The following is a 17,532-nucleotide window of genomic DNA, read 5'->3' on the forward strand; positions in this document are numbered from 1 at the left end:
ATTTATGAGCACGCTATTAAAGCAGTATCAAAAGCTGATCAGTGATAACCCGAAACTTCGGGCTGTAGAAGCGGCAAAAACATTAGGCGTCAGTGAGGCGCAGTTACTTAATGCGCAGGTTGGCCAAGGTGTTGCGAGATTAGACGATAATCAGATCCCCGCGATTCTGAAAAACTTGAAACGACTTGGTTACATTATGGCGCTAACCCGCAATGGCTCAGTAGTAAATGAAATAAAAGGTGTTTACGACAAGTTATATATTTCTGAGCATCAAGACAAAACGATGGGGATTGCTATTAACCCTGGTGGGATTGATATGCGTTTGTTCATTCATAATTGGCGCAGCGTATTTTCGGTTGAAACGGACAGCTATTCTAGTATTCAGTTTTTTGACGCCTATGGCCAAGCAGTCCATAAAGTGTTTACCACAGCTGAGTCAGATTTGAATGCCTTTTTGAATTTACGAGAACGCTTTAAATTAACAGAGGCTCTGGATTTTAGTGCCGACAATGCCACGGAACAAGTTAACGAAGCAGATAGGGCTCAGTGGCATATACCAAGTGAGCAACAAACGTTAGCATTTACACAAGCTTGGTCAGATTTAAATGATGTGCACCACTTCCCTAATTTACTTAGGGAGTTTAAGCTCGCTCGGCTACAGGCATTAGAGCTTGCGGGCGAGCCTTGGAGTGCCGAGGTGATACATAATGTTTTAGAAACTGTCTTGACACAAGCCAGAGATAAGCGCCTGGAAATAATGGCATTTGTAGGAAATCACGGTGCAGTGCAGATTTTCTCCGGTACAGTGCAAAACTTAAAACAAGTAGGTCCGTGGTTCAATGTACTTGATGAACGCTTTAACCTCCATGTGAAAATAGAACAGATTAGTCGTGCGTTTGTTGTACGAAAACCGACGGACAATGGCAACACCATCGTGTCATCTATTGAATTCTTTGATAAAATGAATAACACGGTACTGACGTTGTTTGGTCGTCGCGCAGAGGGAAATACACAGAGTTCAGAGTGGCAAGCTTTGTGTGATAAATTAATACAAAGCAAGCGTGAAATTGCCTAGATAAAATGTTTTTCGTATGCACATAGCATATAAGTAAAGATGTAAAAGCCAGTACAATACTGGCTTTTTTCATTAACTGCCTTAAAAATAACCAATGGAAAATGGGTACCTATCGGTTACTTTAAGGTTTAAACGGCGTAGGGTTGCTCAATACGGAGGCTGCTTATTTATTGAGCTTTATTGTTGTTTTTCTGATGTTTGTTGTTTTATTTTTCGCTTTGTTTGGTGATTTAGATGTTAAATGTAATGGAAAGTTCATGTACCTTGATGGTAAAAAGCATTGACTTAGACTTGCATATCTATACTATTAGGTATAGACAAAAAATATGTCAGTGTTTATAAATCTCCATTACGTTGTTGTATAAGTCTAACTTGTAGTACCGTCCTGAAGTTTTTAAGTACCGTCTAGTTTTTGCTCTATGCGCCCATATGGGCATAGTTATAATTTTTTCAGGATATCAGATATGTCTAATACAGTAACTGGCACAGTTAAGTGGTTTAACGAGTCTAAAGGTTTTGGTTTCATCGAACAGGAAAATGGCCCAGACGTTTTTGCTCACTTCAGCGCTATCAAAGGTGACGGATTCCGTACGCTAGCTGAAGGCCAACGTGTTGAGTTCACTCTAGCTACTGGCCAAAAAGGTCCACAAGCAGAGAACATTACGCTGCTTTAAGCGATAAATGCTGAGAAAAAAAAGCAAGCAGAGGCTTGCTTTTTTTGTGCCTAGCGATAAATGCCCAGTATATATGATGTGATATAAGAGGGAGAGCTTTGTGTCATTTACCAGTTACAGGGTGAAGAATACTTCCCAGATTATTATCTTTTAACGCGTCAGACAAAAACATTGCGAGGGTATCTCGATAGCAAATTGGTCGGGTAACACGTTCAATCGCGCTTGCCCCAATTGAAGAATGGATATGGATCACCCTGCGTTATGACGGCGCATATATATGCTTGCTTAGCCTCACTCATCATCGTCTGTAATCGATTTACCGACGATAGAAGGTAGCTCTGGGTATCGTTTTTCACAGTGTTTTATTGTGACATGACGCGTTTGTATTCCTTTGAATTTTGCATTGTTTTATGGGCTGCTCTCAGTGCCCGCACAATACTCATAGGTGTTGTAACGCTGGCTGCTAAGTAACCGTTTAGCGTTAACTCAGGGACTTCATAAACAAATCTAAAACTGTCGCCCGGTAACCCAAATGAGCTTGCCAGTGGCGCTAGGTAACGGGCATCGTCTAAAATAATATCGACTTTTTTCGCCATCAATAATTTGTAAGACTGAGCTATGTCTGCTGTCAATATGTAGTCAAACCCGTGAGATTTCAATACAAGTTCTGAAATATCCCCTCTTTGTAGTGCGAGTCGGTAAGGGATTGCCTGAGTAAGGCTTGCTATTTTTATGTCCGTTCGTCCTTTAAGGCTTACAAAACCTAATTTAAAAAGCGCTACGGGCCCAATCCAGTGAAACAGTGGCTCTCTTTCAGTTGTTCTGGCCATACTGTAAATGAGTGTATTGGGATGCTTTTTTGCTAGTAGATAGGCGCGAGCCCAAGGGTACATGGTAAATCGTGCATTGATTTGTGCATGTGTCAGAATTTTTTTTACTAATTCGGTGCTAGTTCCTGCTACTTGGTCGTTTTGTAAGAGCTGATTTGGAGGAGAAAGCTCAGTGACAACCTCCACACTAACAGTGTTTATATTAGCTTTACCCAAGGCCCATTGAGGTATGAAGAGCAATGCGAAGAGTAGGTACTTTGTCATTCAACCTCCCTTCGTCAATTGTTATTTAATTTATATGTTGTGCATTTAAGTGTAGCAAACATCGCCATGGTCGCGAATTTACCTATATTCACCATATTTATAAAGACTATTTGGTGTTTTGTCGACAATCTGTGGTTTTGAATGTTGACGTAAACGTAAACTAGATCTATATTATCTGCCCATAAGCATCACCAACAAACTTCAAAAGGCAGCAATGGCCATTTTTAAAGAGCAGGCAATAACAGCATCTGATAAAGCATTCTTTCGGTTGAGAAAAGAGATTGTTGATGGGGTTATCCCTGCGGGCTCTAAGTTGAGTGAAATGGAATTGTCGACAAACTATGCGGTAAGCCGTGCTGTTGTGCGTGAAGCAATTAACCGCCTTGAAGCATGTCATTTAGTCGAGCGTAAGGCGAACGTTGGTGCGCGGGTGGTTTCTTTAACTCCCGACGGGCTAATAGAGCTCTATCAAGTACGTGAGTCGCTTGAAGGGATGGCAGCAAGGCTTGCTGCACAAAATATGTCAGAAGAGGAAATTTTAGATCTAAATACCCTGCTGAATAGTCAATCCGATGAAGTGAAAACTGCCGAACTCTATTATCAAGAAGCGGGTGACCTAGATTTTCATTATCGTATTATTCAAGGTAGCAAAAACGCGTATTTAATCTCAATGTTAGTAAACGGTTTATATCATTTGGTGCGCATGTATCGAGTTCAGTTGGGGATGGCTGGTCCGAGAGTAACGAGCGCATTTGATGAGCATAAAAGCATAGTAAAGGCGATAAGTCTTCGAGACTCAGAGTTGGCAGAAATGCTAATGCGTCGGCATATTATGTATTCAAAAAATAATATAAAAGCAAAACTTCAATCATAAGATCAAGCTAAGAGAGAACATCATGAGCACAGGATATAAAAGCCCAGGAAAGACTTTTCGAGACGCACTGACTGCCAACCAGCCATTGCAAATTGTCGGTACTATTAATGCCTACAGTGCGATTATGGCTAAGCAGATTGGCCATCAAGCAATCTATTTATCGGGTGGCGGTGTAGCGAATGCTTCTTATGGTTTGCCTGACTTAGGTATGACGTCATTAAATGATGTGATTGTCGATGTTCAGCGTATTACAGCTGCATGTGACTTACCTTTAATGGTAGATATTGACACGGGTTGGGGTGGCGCATTCAACATCGCAAAAACCATTAAAGATATGGAAAAAGCAGGTGCAGCCGCTGTACATATGGAAGATCAAGTTGCGCAAAAGCGCTGTGGTCACCGACCGAATAAAGAAATTGTTTCGACCGAAGAAATGGTAGATAGAATTACAGCTGCGGTAGATGCTAGAACAGATCCTGATTTCTTTATCATGGCGCGCACAGATTCATTTGCACAAGAAGGGCTTGAGGCTGCTATTGAGAGAGCAAAAGCTTATGTGGCCGCAGGTGCCGATGGTATTTTTGCTGAAGCGGTAAAAACAGAGGCTCATTACCGCGCATTCAGTGAAGCGCTTGACGTACCAATTTTGGCGAATATTACCGAGTTTGGTCAAACAGAATTGTGGAATAAAGAAGAGTTAGGCCAATGGGGTGTGGACATGGTGCTATATCCACTTAGCGCCTTTCGGGCAATGAACAAAGCAGCCGAAAACGTTTACCAATCAATTTTATCAGATGGCGATCAAAAAGCTGTCATCGATACCATGCAAACTCGTATGGATTTATATGATTACCTTGGTTATCACGTGTATGAGCAAAAACTCGATTCACTGTTCGCTGAAGGTAAAAATAAATAGTAATAGATATTTTTATTAAGGGCCTGTAGATACAGGTCCGTAAAACAGCAAAATTATACAAAATAACTATCAATACCCAGCAGGTTAAAAATTTCAGGAGAAAATACCATGGCAAAAGTACTCAGTGGTGCTGGCCTTCGCGGTCAAGTAGCAGGGAAAACGGCATTATCAACAGTAGGTGTGTCAGGATCAGGCTTAACGTATCGCGGCTATGATGTAAAAGACTTAGCGCAAAACTGTGATTTTGAAGAAGTTGCACATCTTATTTTAAAAGGTCATCTTCCAACACAAGCGGAACTAGACAGCTATAAAAATACACTACGTTCGATGCGTGGTTTACCTGTTGCGTTAAAAGAAGTGTTAGAACGCATTCCAGCTGATGCACACCCAATGGATGTGTTAAGAACAGGTTGTTCAATGCTTGGCAATTTAGAAGGTGAATCTAGCTTTGATATTCAAGGTCAAGTCACTGACCGCATGTTGGCGTGTTTCCCGAGTATCATTTGTTACTGGTATCGCTTTAGCCACGATGGGGTGCGTGTCGAAGTTGAAACCGATGATGATTCAATCGGTGGACATTTCTTACATATGCTGCATGGTAAAAAGCCAAACGAACTGCATGAGCGTGTGATGCATGTTTCACTTATTCTTTACGCAGAACATGAGTTTAACGCGTCAACATTCACTGCACGAGTGTGCGCGTCAACGTTATCTGATATGCATTCATGTGTAACGGGAGCAATTGGATCATTACGTGGTCCACTGCATGGCGGAGCGAATGAAGCAGCAATGGAAATGATTGAAGGCTTTACGTCTGCTGATCATGCCGAAGAAGAAATGATGGGTAAATTGGCTCGTAAAGAGAAGATCATGGGCTTTGGGCATGCAATTTATTCTGAGTCAGATCCGCGCAATGAAATTATTAAGCAATGGTCAGAGAAATTGGCCAACGAAGTGGGAGATACTGTGTTATATGCGGCTTCTGAGCGCTGTGAAGCCGTGATGTGGCGTGAGAAAAAGTTATTTTGTAATGCAGATTTTTTCCATGCATCAGCTTATAACTTCATGGGTATTCCAACTAAATTGTTTACGCCTATTTTTGTGATGTCTCGATTGACAGGTTGGGCTGCACACGTCATGGAACAACGTGCAGACAATCGTATTATTCGTCCATCTGCAGATTACACCGGTGAAGATTTACGTCCAGTAACTCCGATTGCTGAACGTTAATTTGCACGCTTGATACTTTTGGCAAAACACCTACTCTGGTGTTTTGCCTCTTTGCTTTAGAACCGTCACCTTATTTTGCCTGTGGATGTAGTTATGAACACAAAATTCCGTAAACTGTTGCCAAATAGCCAGTTAAGCTTTTACGATACGCGCGAAGCCATTGAGTCGCTTAAACCTGGCGCATACGATACGCTGCCTTACACTTCTCGCGTATTGGCCGAAAACCTTGTACGTCGTTGTGAACCTGAAAAGCTAGATGCGAGCTTGACGCAAATTATTGAACGTCGTCGCGATTTAGATTTCCCGTGGTTTCCTGCCCGTGTGGTGTGCCATGATATTTTAGGTCAAACAGCTTTGGTTGATTTAGCCGGTTTACGAGATGCAATTGCCGCCAAAGGGGGAGATCCTTCAAAGGTAAATCCAGTTGTACCTACGCAGCTTATTGTTGATCATTCACTGGCTGTAGAGCATCCGGGTTTTGAAGAAGATGCATTTGAGAAAAATCGTGCAATCGAAGATCGTCGCAATGAAGACCGCTTTCACTTTATAAATTGGACAAAAACGGCATTTAAAAATGTTGATGTGATCCAGCCGGGTAACGGCATCATGCATCAGATCAATTTAGAAAAAATGTCGCCAGTGGTACATGCGCGTGATGGTGTTGCTTTTCCTGATACGTTGGTTGGCACAGATAGCCATACGCCGCACGTTGATGCATTGGGTGTTATCGCCGTAGGGGTCGGTGGCTTAGAAGCAGAAAGTGTGATGCTTGGACGTGCTTCTTACATGCGTTTACCTGACATCGTGGGCGTTGAGCTCATGGGTAAAGCACAACCGGGGATCACAGCCACAGATATTGTACTGGCGATCACTGAGTTTTTGCGTGCTGAAAAAGTGGTGGGAGCCTATCTTGAATTTTACGGTGAAGGGGCTGCCAGTTTAACCCTTGGCGATCGAGCGACCATTTCTAATATGACACCTGAATATGGTGCAACCGCAGCGATGTTTTATATCGACCAGCAGACTATTGATTACTTAAAAATCACAGGGCGCGATGATGAACAAGTTCAACTGGTAGAAAATTACGCTAAGCACACCGGTTTGTGGGCTGATAGTTTAGAAAGTGCTGAATATGAGCGGGTTTTAAAATTTGACTTGTCAGCGGTTGGGCGCAATATCGCCGGGCCTTCCAATCCGCATAAACGGGTAGCCACCGCTGATCTTGCTAAAACAGGAATTGCCGGTAAGGTTGAGCAAGAAGAGGGTAAAATGCCCGATGGGGCAGTGATCATTGCTGCTATTACAAGCTGTACAAATACCAGTAACCCACGCAATGTTATTGCAGCTGGATTATTAGCGCGTAATGCAAATGCGAAAGGTTTGGTACGTAAACCTTGGGTTAAGTCATCGTTGGCACCGGGCTCCAAAGCTGTAAAGTTGTATTTAGAAGACTCAGAGTTACTCCCTGAGCTTGAACAGCTTGGTTTTGGTATTGTCGCGTTTGCTTGTACCACCTGTAATGGGATGAGTGGTGCCCTTGACCCGAAGATTCAACAAGAAGTTATTGATCGAGATTTATATTCAACCGCTGTATTGTCGGGGAATCGTAACTTTGATGGTCGTATTCACCCCTATGCAAAACAAGCATTTTTAGCATCCCCTCCTTTGGTGGTGGCTTATGCCATTGCAGGTACTATCCGCTTTGATATTGAAAAAGATGTACTTGGACATGAGCAAGATGGCACGCCTATCACTTTGAAAGACTTGTGGCCAAGTGATGAAGAGATTGATGCAGTTATTGCGAAAAGTGTAAAGCCAGAGCATTTCCGTCAAGTGTATGAGCCGATGTTTGATTTAACAGTCGATTACGGTGAAGACAATGATCCATTGTATGACTGGCGCAAAATGAGTACTTACATTCGCCGCCCGCCTTATTGGGAAGGTGCATTAGCTGCTGAGCGCACCATGAAAGGCATGCGTCCGCTTGCCGTGCTAGGTGACAATATTACAACTGACCACTTATCACCTTCAAATGCCATTATGGCAAGCAGTGCCGCAGGTGAATATTTGGCAAAAATGGGCTTACCAGAAGAAGACTTTAACTCATACGCGACACACCGTGGTGACCATTTAACGGCGCAGCGCGCAACGTTTGCCAACCCTAAGTTATTTAATGAAATGGTACGTGATGATAACGGTGAAATAATACAAGGTTCATTAGCGCGCATTGAACCGCAAGGGCAGCAAACACGCATGTGGGAAGCGATTGAAACCTACATGGAACGTAAACAGCCTTTGATCATTGTGGCGGGTGCTGATTATGGACAAGGCTCATCACGAGACTGGGCAGCCAAAGGGGTTCGCCTAGCGGGTGTGGAAGTGATTGCCGCTGAAGGGTTTGAGCGTATTCACCGTACCAACTTAATTGGTATGGGTGTATTACCCCTTGAATTTGCTGCGGGTACAACCCGTAAAACGTTATCGATTGACGGCACCGAAACATATGATGTTGAGGGTGATACAAGCCCTGGTGCAACGTTAACGCTTATTATCCATCGCGCAAATGGTGAACGTGTTGAAGTACCGATGCTGTGCCGGTTAGATACGGCAGAAGAAGTGTCGATTTATGCAGCAGGTGGTGTATTACAGCGTTTCGCGAAAGATTTCTTAGAAGCAAATACGTAATTTCTTTCATCTGAGCACGACGGTCTAGGCTTGAAATACGATGATTTTTTCAGGTCTAACTTCTTTTAGTCATGATATGTAATGGGCTTTTATGCAACAAAAGCTCTACCAAGGAATTCTGATGTCTTATAAACCACAAATCAAAATACCCGCAACTTATATGCGTGGTGGGACAAGTAAAGGGGTGTTTTTCAATTTAACTGATTTACCTGAAGCAGCCCAACAGGCAGGCCCCGACAGAGATCAATTACTGTTGCGTGTGATTGGCAGTCCAGACCCTTATGCCAAACAAACAGACGGTATGGGGGGAGCAACATCCAGTACCAGTAAAACGGTGATTTTATCCAAAAGTAGTCAGCCAGATCATGACGTAGACTATCTGTTTGGTCAGGTTGCGATAGACAAACCTTTTATAGATTGGAGCGGTAACTGCGGTAACTTAACTGCTGCTGTGGGGTCGTTCGCTATCAGCAATGGTTTAGTGGATGCACAGCGGATCCCTGAAAATGGCATTGCGATTGTGCGTATTTGGCAAGCCAATATTCAAAAGACCATTGTCGCCCATGTGCCGATCACCAATAAAGAAGTGCAAGAAACCGGAGACTTTGAACTCGATGGTGTGACATTCCCAGCAGCAGAAGTGGTGGTGGAGTTTATGGATCCGGCGGCGGGTGGTGGTGCAATGTTTCCATCAGGGAACTTGGTTGACACTTTGGAGGTGCCAAATATAGGCCGCTTTAGTGTGACGATGATCAATGCCGGGATCCCGACTTTATTCTTTAATGCTGAAGACTTAGGCTATGAAGGAACAGAGTTACAAGAAGCGATTAATAATGATGAGCAAGCGCTTCAACGCTTTGAGACCATTCGCGCCTATGGCGCAGTTAAAATGGGATTAATTAGTGATATTGAAGAGGCTGTAACTCGACAGCACACGCCAAAGATTGCATTTGTCAGTCATGCCAAAAGTTATACTTCATCAAGTGGCAAGCCGATTGGTAGTAATAATATTGATGTGTGTGTACGTGCATTATCAATGGGTAAATTACATCACGCCATGATGGGGACAGCGGCGGTCGCCATTGCCACAGCGGCGGCGATACCTGGCACTTTGGTGAATAGTGCAGCAGGAAGTATTGCACGAGACAGTGTGACGTTTGGTCATCCGTCGGGCACTTTAAAAGTAGGTGCCGTGGCCCGTGAGCTGAATGGCCAGTGGCAAGCAAAAAGTGCAGTAATGAGCCGTAGTGCTCGTGTATTGATGGAAGGCAATGTAAGAGTACCGCACAGCGATTAGTGTCTTTATCAATCAAAATAAAAAAAGCCCAACTGGGCTTTTTTATTTTAATAATTTCATTTTTAGGGTGAATATGCATGGAATCAATAATATCACTCGTACTTACTACTGCATTGCTTTTAGGCTCTCCAGGCCCTGCGCCGTTGGCATTAGCTGGGGTTGGTGCTAGTTTCGGCTTTAAGCGTGGTATGGTTTTTTTAAGCGGTATATTGTGTGGGTTGTTGGTGGTGATCATTGCAGTTGCCTGTGGGCTGGGTACTTTATTTATGGCTTATCCAACCGCCAGACTATTTTGTCAAACAGTCGGTATTGCGTATTTATGCTATGTGGCATACAAAATCGCGTCGGCACAAGGGGGGATTTCAGGGTTACATGGTGCAGCCCCGAGCTTTAAAGACGGGTTTATTTTAAATTTGATCAACCCTAAGGCATATGCCGCTTTTTTAGCGATTTTTGCTAATAATATACTGGTACTTGAAGACCCTTTCGTTAGCGTAATTGCAACGGGTGTCGTGTGTTTTGTTGTGGCTGTAATCGTGGATGGTCTGTGGATGGCTATTGGAGGAAGTCTGCGCCCATTTTTTTCTAAACCCGTACAGGCAAAGTGGTTACGGTGGACTTTTTCTGGCGCGTTATTAGCGAGTATCATCATAACCGCCATTCAGTAAGTATGCTGAATATGGAAAATGATGTGTTTGTGGCTTTTACTCCGAAATATGAGTGAGTAGCTGAGTTTCAACATTGAGATTAGGCACTCAAATCTTTGTTCGTTAAGTAAAGACTAATAAGCTGTTGCAAGGCTTGTGTGTCTATGGGCTTGGCTAGATGGGCATTCATGCCGATACTTAAGTATGTATTGATATCAGATTCCATAACATTAGCTGTGAGTGCAATGATTGGTAGTTGTTTGCTATTGAAATGGTGTCTGATTTCTTTTGTTGCAGCAATTCCATCCATGACCGGCATTTGAATATCCATGAGTACCAAATCAAACTGTTGTGATAATACTGCATCTATGGCTTGTTGACCATCCGCTACCATTTCAGGTGTTAACCCCATTTGTTCCAATAAACGTTTGCTAACGAGCTGATTAATCGGGTTATCTTCAACTAGCAAAACTTTGTAGCAATTCAGCTTTGCACGACTTGCCTCAGGATTATCAGAAGCCTGATGCTCGGGTTTATCATTATGGATCTGAGAGTTTGATTCGGTAATAAGTTTATTTAATCGGGATGGGTTCAGTTCACTGTGTAATAGCGGTAAGTGTAACTCAGAGAACCTTTTATCGAAAATATGTGTTCGGCTATCGGTTATTTGATATAAGCATGTTGTTACAGAGGGGGTTATTTCTATCGTTTCTTGGAGAAGTTTGGCTTGAATAAATGCAATGGCAGGATTGAGCCTGTTAAGCAGCTTTTTGAAGTGCGCAATGTCTTGCGCAAGATGCACATCATAACGCCAATACAAGAGTTGTTTTTGTAGGGACTTACCCGTTGGAGTATCGGGGTAAAGTAACACACAGCTTTTCTGTGAGTATGCTTCAGTGGGCATGGGATTTGGCAGTGTCACAGGTAAAGAAAATTGGAAAACAGTTCCGCTGCCATGCTTACTTTTTACTCTTATGTTGCCACCCATAAGAGTGGCGAGTTGTTTCGAAATAGCAAGGCCAAGGCCCGTGCCACCAAATTTTCGTGATGTTGACATTTGTGCTTGTGTAAAGCGTTTAAAAAGCGTACTTTTTTGTGCTTGAGTAATTCCGATCCCGGTATCAATCACTTTGAATAGAATATGCGCGTGCCGTTTTTTGGATATAGTGACTTTTACATCTAACTTCACAAAGCCTGTGTGGGTAAATTTAATGGCATTGTTTAATAAATTCAATAAAACCTGATTGATGCGTCCTTCATCACCATTAAAATGATCATAGCCATGATCATTGATTGTAAAAATCAAATCCAGCCCTTTATCTGTAGCTGACTTAAGTAATAGGTTTTTTAAGTGGTTGAGCACATTTGATAAGCGGAAATCACGAAGTTCAATATCAAGCTTATTTTCTTCTATTTTTGAATAATCTAAAATGTCATTGATGATCCGTAATAAGTTTTTAGTAGAGTAATCGAGCATACCTAAATGAGATTTAATTTTACTTACATCAGTTTCTTTTAAGCAGATTTCACTCAGCCCTAAAATACCGTTCATAGGTGTGCGAATTTCATGAGACATATTAGACAGGAATTGACTTTTTGCGATTGATGCTTGTTCTGCTTGGTGCGAACGATATCGTAGTAAGTTGTTTATTTTTCTAAAAATAACGCTGAGCAGTAAGATGAAAAGTAGTGCTACCACAAGAATAAAATAAATGATCTGTTTATTACGCTTCTCTAGGGTTTTGCTAATCCTAATTTTTTTTATTACGATAGCTTGAATGAGTGTTTGTTGTGTTAGCTTTAATATTGCATCATTAACCACATGCTGATTAGAAATTAAAAACAGTATATGTTTGTTGAGTTGTTGCCATTTCTGTTGATTAGGGTACGCACTGGCTAGTGTCTTTGTGTGTTTGTTTAAATACAGTTCAACTGATTGTTGGTTAGTAATTGATGGTTTATTATAAAATGAAAGAATTTTACCAAATAAAATATTGGACGCATTGTTTTTGTTCGTATTTTGTTGAGCCTGCGCGATGATTTTTCGAGATGTTTTTAAGACACTTACAATTTGTAAGTACTGGGATATGGTATGACTTAAGCCGTACCAGTTATTGGCAATTTCGGTGTCTATTATGGGAGATAACATGAGTTTATCGACGGTAAGCTGTCGAGTCGCTTGCTTGTCAAAATAGGTTACCGTGTCGTTATTAACGAGCAAAGTCTCTATAATTAGTTCATTAAGAGCGGGTTCGAGTTGGGCGTAAATATCACGCTCTGCATAGCTGTGCTTTTGCAAAGCAAGGTTATCAACTGTGGTAATAGAAACTGCTAAGATGAAAATCAGAATGATAATTTCGAGCGCATATTCACGGAGTATCATGGTCAACTCCTTTACTGCTAAAAGCGTGTAATAGTGAGACGATATCTTGTTGGGTTTGGGCTGATAGTTCAGTTCCCAGTTGTATTTTAGCCATAATAGTGACCGCTTCATCTAATGTTGCAACCGAGCCATTATGAAAATAGGGAGCGGTTAAAGCGACGTTGCGTAAACTTGGGACTTTAAAAACATGCTTATCATTGGGGTTCTTGGTTACGTTGTAACGGCCTAAATCTTTTTTTAATACACCATGTATTTCGTCAATACGGCCTAGCTTTTGATACATGTTACCACCAATATTCCTGCCTTGATGACAACTTATGCACCCCAATTCCTGAAAAGCACTCCAACCTCTCTTTTGTTGTGCCGTTAATGCATTCAAGTTACCTAAAATGAAGCGGTCGAATGCGGAGTTGGGTGTAATCAAGCTTGATTGATAAATGGTAATGGCTTTACTTATGTTGTGCTGCGTAATGTCGTTTTCATTAAGATCTTTAAAGGCTTGTTTAATCTTTGGCTCATTATTGAGTTTGCCGATTATTTGTTGCCAGTTGCTGTTCATTTCAACCGGGCTATGAATAGGCCCTGCAACTTGTTCAAATAGATCTGTGCTTCTGCCATCCCAAAATTGTCGAAAATTAAATACCGCGTTGAGTACCGTAGGAGAATTACGTTCACCAAGCGCATTGTTAACTCCAGTTGAAAGTGCGAAACCGTCGTCACCACCATAATCAACAAGGTGGCATGATGCGCAAGAAACAGTGTTGTCGTCAGATAATAACTTACTATTAAACAGCGATTTGCCTAACTGTACCCAGGCTTGATCAAAGTTCGCTTTCGCCGGTATTGGTTGAATAGGCCCGTTAACGGTGATAAATTCAAAGTGAGGTTTATTAGAGGTTGACGTTAATGTTGCCTTAGAATCATTTGCTAACTTTAACCACGCATACCCCGCGATAATCAATACAGTGACAATAGCCATATAAGCCATATGCTGTGCATAATTATTTTTCACTTTTCAGCAAACCCTTTGCCCATGATCTTCTGCTACTAAGTGTAGTCACCTTTTTATTTTAAAGGGGAATTAAAAGTAAGATTTAGCTATTTGCAACGAAATAGTTTAGGACGTTCACTACTTGAGCGCATTGAGTTAGAGTGCTTGTAAAATAGGCTTGATCCGAATCTGTTTTATATGGAAAAATCACGTATGTTTATTATTCAATCGTACTCATTTGTTGGTAAACTAGCGGTAAAAAATGTTGTACGTCATCACTTAGGTGCCATTTGAATTATTTAGCTCATCTTTATTTTGCCCAAGAAAATGCGCATTCTTGTTTTGGCAACTTGCTTGGCGATTTTTGTAAAGGCGTAAATATTGAATGCATTGAAAAACCAGTCAAATTAGGGTTAGATAATCATCGGTTGGTTGATGCATTCACTGACAACCATATTGCAGTGAAAGCGGCAAAGCAATGCTTTACACCAAAGAGGCGACGTTTTTCAGGGGTTGTTTTAGATGTACTGTTTGATCACTTTTTGATAAAACATTGGACATCATACAGTGATGTGTCGTTAAGTGAATTTAAACATTCTCGATATGCCTACTTGATTGAAGCAGCGCCTAATATGCCAAATCATATGTCTCACGTTATAACACGCATGGTGGCAGAAGATTGGTTTTCACGATATGAGCAACTCACCTCCTTAAGTGACGTGTTGGATAGCATTGCGCTGCGGATCCGATTTTCTAACCAGTTTGAAGGGAGTATTGAAGAAATTATTGAGAATTATGAGTATTTTAATGATGTTTTCCTGCATTTTTTCCCAGATTTACTTCGCTATGTCACAGAAAAGAGCATCGAAAGACCAACGCAGTATTAGGGGCTGTTGATCTTTTCTGTTCTATTTTTGTTCTCTTTGAGCATGCTTTTATCGCGGCGCTTAATATGTGGCCTAGTAATCTAAGCGAATATTAAGCAACAAAGAGAGAGGGGTGCTCAAAAGAACCAGTAGGCAGCGCTTGATAGGCTTTTCTACTATGTTATCGGCTGTCTCACATGGAATAACCATGCTACGCAGCCTCTGCCTTGTATAAAATCCAACTGCTGCAAAAACGAACCTGAAAGATCAACAGCCCCTAACGTCGCTGGTTTTAAATATGCTTTATTTTTGCCAAGTTAATTGCCATTCCCACTGCGTGGTGTATTTGCTGAATTCGGCATTGACTCACGCATACGTTTTTCTCTTTCCATTTCAGCGAGTGTTTGATCTCTAATCAGTTTGGCTTGACGATATCCAGCGAGAAATTCTTTTCGTAATTCTAAAGGGCAAATTGAGTCTGATGTCAGACCGCTTTCACCGATTTTAAATCCATTATCAAAGGTACAGTACTCAATGAGACCATCGCTATAGCCATCAACGAAAATAGGTTGTGCAAGAGCTGCTTGTTGTGAGTTACATATTTTTTTAACTTGGTCAAAGACCCTGATACTTTCGCCTTTCATGGCTGAAGAATAACCTAATTTCTTCCAGTTTTGGGTACCACATTGTTCTGCTGTGATAAAGGTTTCAGTGCTACTGCAGGCACTTAAGAATAAGGTTAATAAAATTATTGGGTATCGCATTTTTTCTTCCTTAGAGTTGGGTTTTGTTATTAGCTCTTACGAGGCTTTCAATGATTTCAATTTGGGCTTTGATCCCTGGTGTATCAGGATATTTTTGACTGACGTCTATGAGTAACAGATGAGCGGATTTAATGTCGTTGGTATTGATATATATTTGTGCTCTGCCGAGCATTGCAGCTAAGTTTGTGGATTCAAACGCTTGTGCTCTTAAATAAAGAGATTCAGCATCGACAAATTGTTTTATTGTCATTAAGAAATGAGCGTATTGAATGAGCGCTGAGGCATTGTTGTTATCAAAATCCAAAGCATCATTGAAATATTTTATGGCTTTATCAACCTGATTTTTTTGTGCATAAATAGCCGCTCGATATAATGATAATGCACTTTTGTCGACATCAGAAGTGTTGGTTTTGATAAGGTATCGACTAAGAATACGTTCGCTTTCAGAAAAGAGCTTAGCTCGGTTTAACCAATATAAATATTCTTTGATCACATCAATCGGCACGTCATTTTCTTTGATGTTTTTATCAATTAACGTAATTGCTCTTTGAAAACTCTGAGTACGAAGGTGCAGTTGGACGGTTGTTTGTAAATTCTGTTGCGATACATCACCTAATAGCAGGCTATATTCAAGAGAAGTTAGTGCACTATCAAAGTCTTTAGTCTCTAGTTCTATTGCCGCCTTTGTCAGCCAAAATGATTGTTGTTTCGGGTGTTTTTTGATCAGCTCATTAAGCAATGCAAGCGCACTCGGGAACATTTTTGATTCTAATAATGCGGTTAACATACCTTGTTGCCAATCAGGGTTTTTCGGCTCTAATGTAAGCGCTTTTTGATAAGCGTAAATAGCAGAGAAAGCCCCGTCAAGCTGCAAATTTAAATACCCTAATTGACCGTGGATCAAAGCACTTGAAGAGCCTAAAGATATGGCTGTTGAAAAATGTTTTTGTGCTTTATTTAGTTGCTGTGTAATGAGATACAATTGCCCTAAATCTTCATGCACACGGACAAATTGAGGTTTTCTCTTTAACACACTGAGATAAGTGGCTTCTGCTTTATCGTATACTTTAATGGTAAAGTATACTTGTGCTTTGAGTGTCAACAAGGCGGGGCTAAGCTCAATATCATAATATGTATCTAGTTTGTTTGAGACAGCTTGAAAATCTTTGTTTGCCAGCAAGGCTTTTAATTCTTCAGCAAGCTCGTATTCCTCAGGTGCAAGCGTGGATTCGCGTTCTGAATATACCTCATTAAATGCAGGTATGACGAAGCGCACAGGATCTAATTCCACGGTGAGTTGGGTTTTAGTTGCGAACACAGGTTCATGAAATAGAGAGAAAGTAAGCGCAAGTATTATCGTTATTATGTGTTTCATATGATTATCCGTAATTAAAGTTAATACCATAGAAATATACGGCTTGAACGGGCCGACCTTCTTTCTTTGGGATCTCAAAACGCGCGTGCCTTACCCACTCTCTAATTGTATCGACCATTTCGGGGTAAACAGCATCGACGATTTTTTTTATATAGGGTTTACCGGTTTGATCGATGATTAACTCTACTTTTGTTTCAATTCTTTTATTACCGTACTTTCGGATGGATTTTGGCGGTTTAATATATTGTTGACGGACGACAATAGGAACCCGGTCTAAATGTTCAACTTGGAGCATCGGAATACTGGACGAAAATGTATCGATGATTTTAAACTCTTTTAAGTCGAGCTCAGGTCGCTTTAAATCACTGACCTTAGGCATAGCCATGGTTGGTGTGTCGCTATATTGCATAGCTACATTGCCTGTGAGTCCAACAACGTTTAAAGCTGCGGTGCTACTGCTTGATTGCTGTGTTTCTAGTATTGGCGGCGGTGGCGGTGGCGGCGGCAATGTTGCAACATCGATTTTAGTATGAATTACGGTCTCTTTTGGGGCCGTTGCAACGCCTTTGATCAGTAACATGATAATAAATAATGTCGCGACACAGAGCAAAGCGCAGGCTCCGATGAACATACGTATTAAAGGCAGTTTATAGCGTTTCAT

15 protein-coding genes are annotated in these 17,532 nt (G+C 41.4%); 9 read left to right on the plus strand and 6 right to left on the minus strand.

All coding sequences use genetic code 11. The annotated features are described in order from the left end of the window. Positions 1–4 precede the first annotated feature (4 nt). A complete protein-coding gene (locus tag J8M01_RS06555) occupies positions 5–1,075 on the plus strand; it encodes a ChuX/HutX family heme-like substrate-binding protein (RefSeq protein WP_211057431.1) in 1,071 nt (356 codons plus the stop codon). A 464-nt stretch (positions 1,076–1,539) separates the two neighbouring features. Continuing rightward, positions 1,540–1,749 carry a cold-shock protein gene (locus J8M01_RS06560; protein WP_192509668.1) on the plus strand — a complete coding sequence of 70 codons (210 nt, stop codon included), beginning with the start codon at positions 1,540–1,542 and terminating at the stop codon, positions 1,747–1,749. A 362-nt stretch (positions 1,750–2,111) separates the two neighbouring features. Here J8M01_RS06560 and J8M01_RS06565 read toward each other — a convergent pair whose 3' ends face one another. Further along, entirely contained in the window at positions 2,112–2,843 is a 732-nt protein-coding gene (locus J8M01_RS06565) for a transporter substrate-binding domain-containing protein (RefSeq protein ID WP_211057432.1), read from the minus strand. 214 nt (positions 2,844–3,057) lie between these two features. Here J8M01_RS06565 and J8M01_RS06570 point away from each other — a divergent pair, with 214 nt between their 5' ends. From J8M01_RS06570 to J8M01_RS06595, 6 genes are all read left to right on the plus strand, one after another. Then, positions 3,058–3,717 carry a GntR family transcriptional regulator gene (locus J8M01_RS06570; protein ID WP_192509670.1) on the plus strand — a complete coding sequence of 220 codons (660 nt, stop codon included), beginning with the start codon at positions 3,058–3,060 and terminating at the stop codon, positions 3,715–3,717. A 22-nt stretch (positions 3,718–3,739) separates the two neighbouring features. Then, positions 3,740–4,633 (plus strand): methylisocitrate lyase, encoded by an 894-nt coding sequence (gene prpB / locus J8M01_RS06575; protein WP_192509671.1) that lies wholly within the window; start codon positions 3,740–3,742, stop codon positions 4,631–4,633. A 108-nt stretch (positions 4,634–4,741) separates the two neighbouring features. Next, entirely contained in the window at positions 4,742–5,863 is a 1,122-nt protein-coding gene (gene prpC / locus J8M01_RS06580) for a 2-methylcitrate synthase (protein ID WP_192509672.1), read from the plus strand. 93 nt (positions 5,864–5,956) lie between these two features. After that, the gene (gene acnD / locus J8M01_RS06585) at positions 5,957–8,548 is read left to right on the plus strand and encodes a Fe/S-dependent 2-methylisocitrate dehydratase AcnD (RefSeq protein ID WP_211057433.1); all 2,592 of its coding nucleotides are present in this window, start codon (positions 5,957–5,959) and stop codon (positions 8,546–8,548) included. Positions 8,549–8,669: 121 nt separating this feature from the next. Beyond that, positions 8,670–9,845 carry a 2-methylaconitate cis-trans isomerase PrpF gene (prpF, locus tag J8M01_RS06590; protein ID WP_211057434.1) on the plus strand — a complete coding sequence of 392 codons (1,176 nt, stop codon included), beginning with the start codon at positions 8,670–8,672 and terminating at the stop codon, positions 9,843–9,845. 77 nt (positions 9,846–9,922) lie between these two features. After that, the gene (locus J8M01_RS06595; protein ID WP_211057435.1) at positions 9,923–10,513 is read left to right on the plus strand and encodes a LysE family translocator; all 591 of its coding nucleotides are present in this window, start codon (positions 9,923–9,925) and stop codon (positions 10,511–10,513) included. 79 nt (positions 10,514–10,592) lie between these two features. On the opposite strand, the gene J8M01_RS06600 is transcribed toward J8M01_RS06595, so the two are convergent. Both J8M01_RS06600 and J8M01_RS06605 read right to left on the minus strand, forming a co-directional pair. After that, entirely contained in the window at positions 10,593–12,875 is a 2,283-nt protein-coding gene (locus J8M01_RS06600) for an ATP-binding protein (protein ID WP_211057436.1), read from the minus strand. Further along, the gene (locus J8M01_RS06605) at positions 12,862–13,887 is read right to left on the minus strand and encodes a cytochrome c peroxidase (protein ID WP_211057437.1); all 1,026 of its coding nucleotides are present in this window, start codon (positions 13,885–13,887) and stop codon (positions 12,862–12,864) included. Before J8M01_RS06605 ends, J8M01_RS06600 begins: the two co-directional genes overlap by 14 nt. Positions 13,888–14,156: 269 nt before the next feature. Between J8M01_RS06605 and J8M01_RS06610 the strand changes: the two genes are divergently transcribed. Continuing rightward, positions 14,157–14,753, plus strand: a complete 597-nt coding sequence (locus tag J8M01_RS06610; protein ID WP_211057438.1) for an ACP phosphodiesterase — start codon at positions 14,157–14,159, stop codon at positions 14,751–14,753. 296 nt (positions 14,754–15,049) lie between these two features. Here the strand turns inward: J8M01_RS06610 and J8M01_RS06615 are convergent, their stop codons facing one another. The 3 genes from J8M01_RS06615 to J8M01_RS06625 are packed head-to-tail and all read right to left on the minus strand — an operon-like array spanning position 15,050 to position 17,532. After that, positions 15,050–15,496, minus strand: coding sequence for a DUF2799 domain-containing protein (locus J8M01_RS06615; protein WP_211057439.1), 447 nt, complete (start codon positions 15,494–15,496; stop codon positions 15,050–15,052). A 10-nt stretch (positions 15,497–15,506) separates the two neighbouring features. Then, positions 15,507–16,871, minus strand: coding sequence for a tetratricopeptide repeat protein (locus J8M01_RS06620; RefSeq protein ID WP_211057440.1), 1,365 nt, complete (start codon positions 16,869–16,871; stop codon positions 15,507–15,509). Positions 16,872–16,875: 4 nt separating this feature from the next. After that, the gene (locus J8M01_RS06625) at positions 16,876–17,532 is read right to left on the minus strand and encodes a hypothetical protein (protein WP_192509681.1); all 657 of its coding nucleotides are present in this window, start codon (positions 17,530–17,532) and stop codon (positions 16,876–16,878) included.

Source organism: Pseudoalteromonas sp. MMG005 (genome assembly GCF_018101015.1).
Lineage (GTDB): Bacteria > Pseudomonadota > Gammaproteobacteria > Enterobacterales > Alteromonadaceae > Pseudoalteromonas > Pseudoalteromonas aurantia.

Bases quoted from the DNA above. Each gene is read 5' to 3' on its own strand.
- J8M01_RS06555 (WP_211057431.1), top strand. From the start codon at position 5: ATGAGCACGCTATTAAAGCAGTATCAAAAGCTGATCAGTGATAACCCG.
- J8M01_RS06560 (WP_192509668.1), top strand. From the start codon at position 1,540: ATGTCTAATACAGTAACTGGCACAGTTAAGTGGTTTAACGAGTCTAAA.
- J8M01_RS06565 (WP_211057432.1), bottom strand. From the start codon at position 2,843: ATGACAAAGTACCTACTCTTCGCATTGCTCTTCATACCTCAATGGGCC.
- J8M01_RS06570 (WP_192509670.1), top strand. From the start codon at position 3,058: ATGGCCATTTTTAAAGAGCAGGCAATAACAGCATCTGATAAAGCATTC.
- prpB (WP_192509671.1), top strand. From the start codon at position 3,740: ATGAGCACAGGATATAAAAGCCCAGGAAAGACTTTTCGAGACGCACTG.
- prpC (WP_192509672.1), top strand. From the start codon at position 4,742: ATGGCAAAAGTACTCAGTGGTGCTGGCCTTCGCGGTCAAGTAGCAGGG.
- acnD (WP_211057433.1), top strand. From the start codon at position 5,957: ATGAACACAAAATTCCGTAAACTGTTGCCAAATAGCCAGTTAAGCTTT.
- prpF (WP_211057434.1), top strand. From the start codon at position 8,670: ATGTCTTATAAACCACAAATCAAAATACCCGCAACTTATATGCGTGGT.
- J8M01_RS06595 (WP_211057435.1), top strand. From the start codon at position 9,923: ATGGAATCAATAATATCACTCGTACTTACTACTGCATTGCTTTTAGGC.
- J8M01_RS06600 (WP_211057436.1), bottom strand. From the start codon at position 12,875: ATGATACTCCGTGAATATGCGCTCGAAATTATCATTCTGATTTTCATC.
- J8M01_RS06615 (WP_211057439.1), bottom strand. From the start codon at position 15,496: ATGCGATACCCAATAATTTTATTAACCTTATTCTTAAGTGCCTGCAGT.
- J8M01_RS06620 (WP_211057440.1), bottom strand. From the start codon at position 16,871: ATGAAACACATAATAACGATAATACTTGCGCTTACTTTCTCTCTATTT.
- J8M01_RS06625 (WP_192509681.1), bottom strand. From the start codon at position 17,532: ATGAAACGCTATAAACTGCCTTTAATACGTATGTTCATCGGAGCCTGC.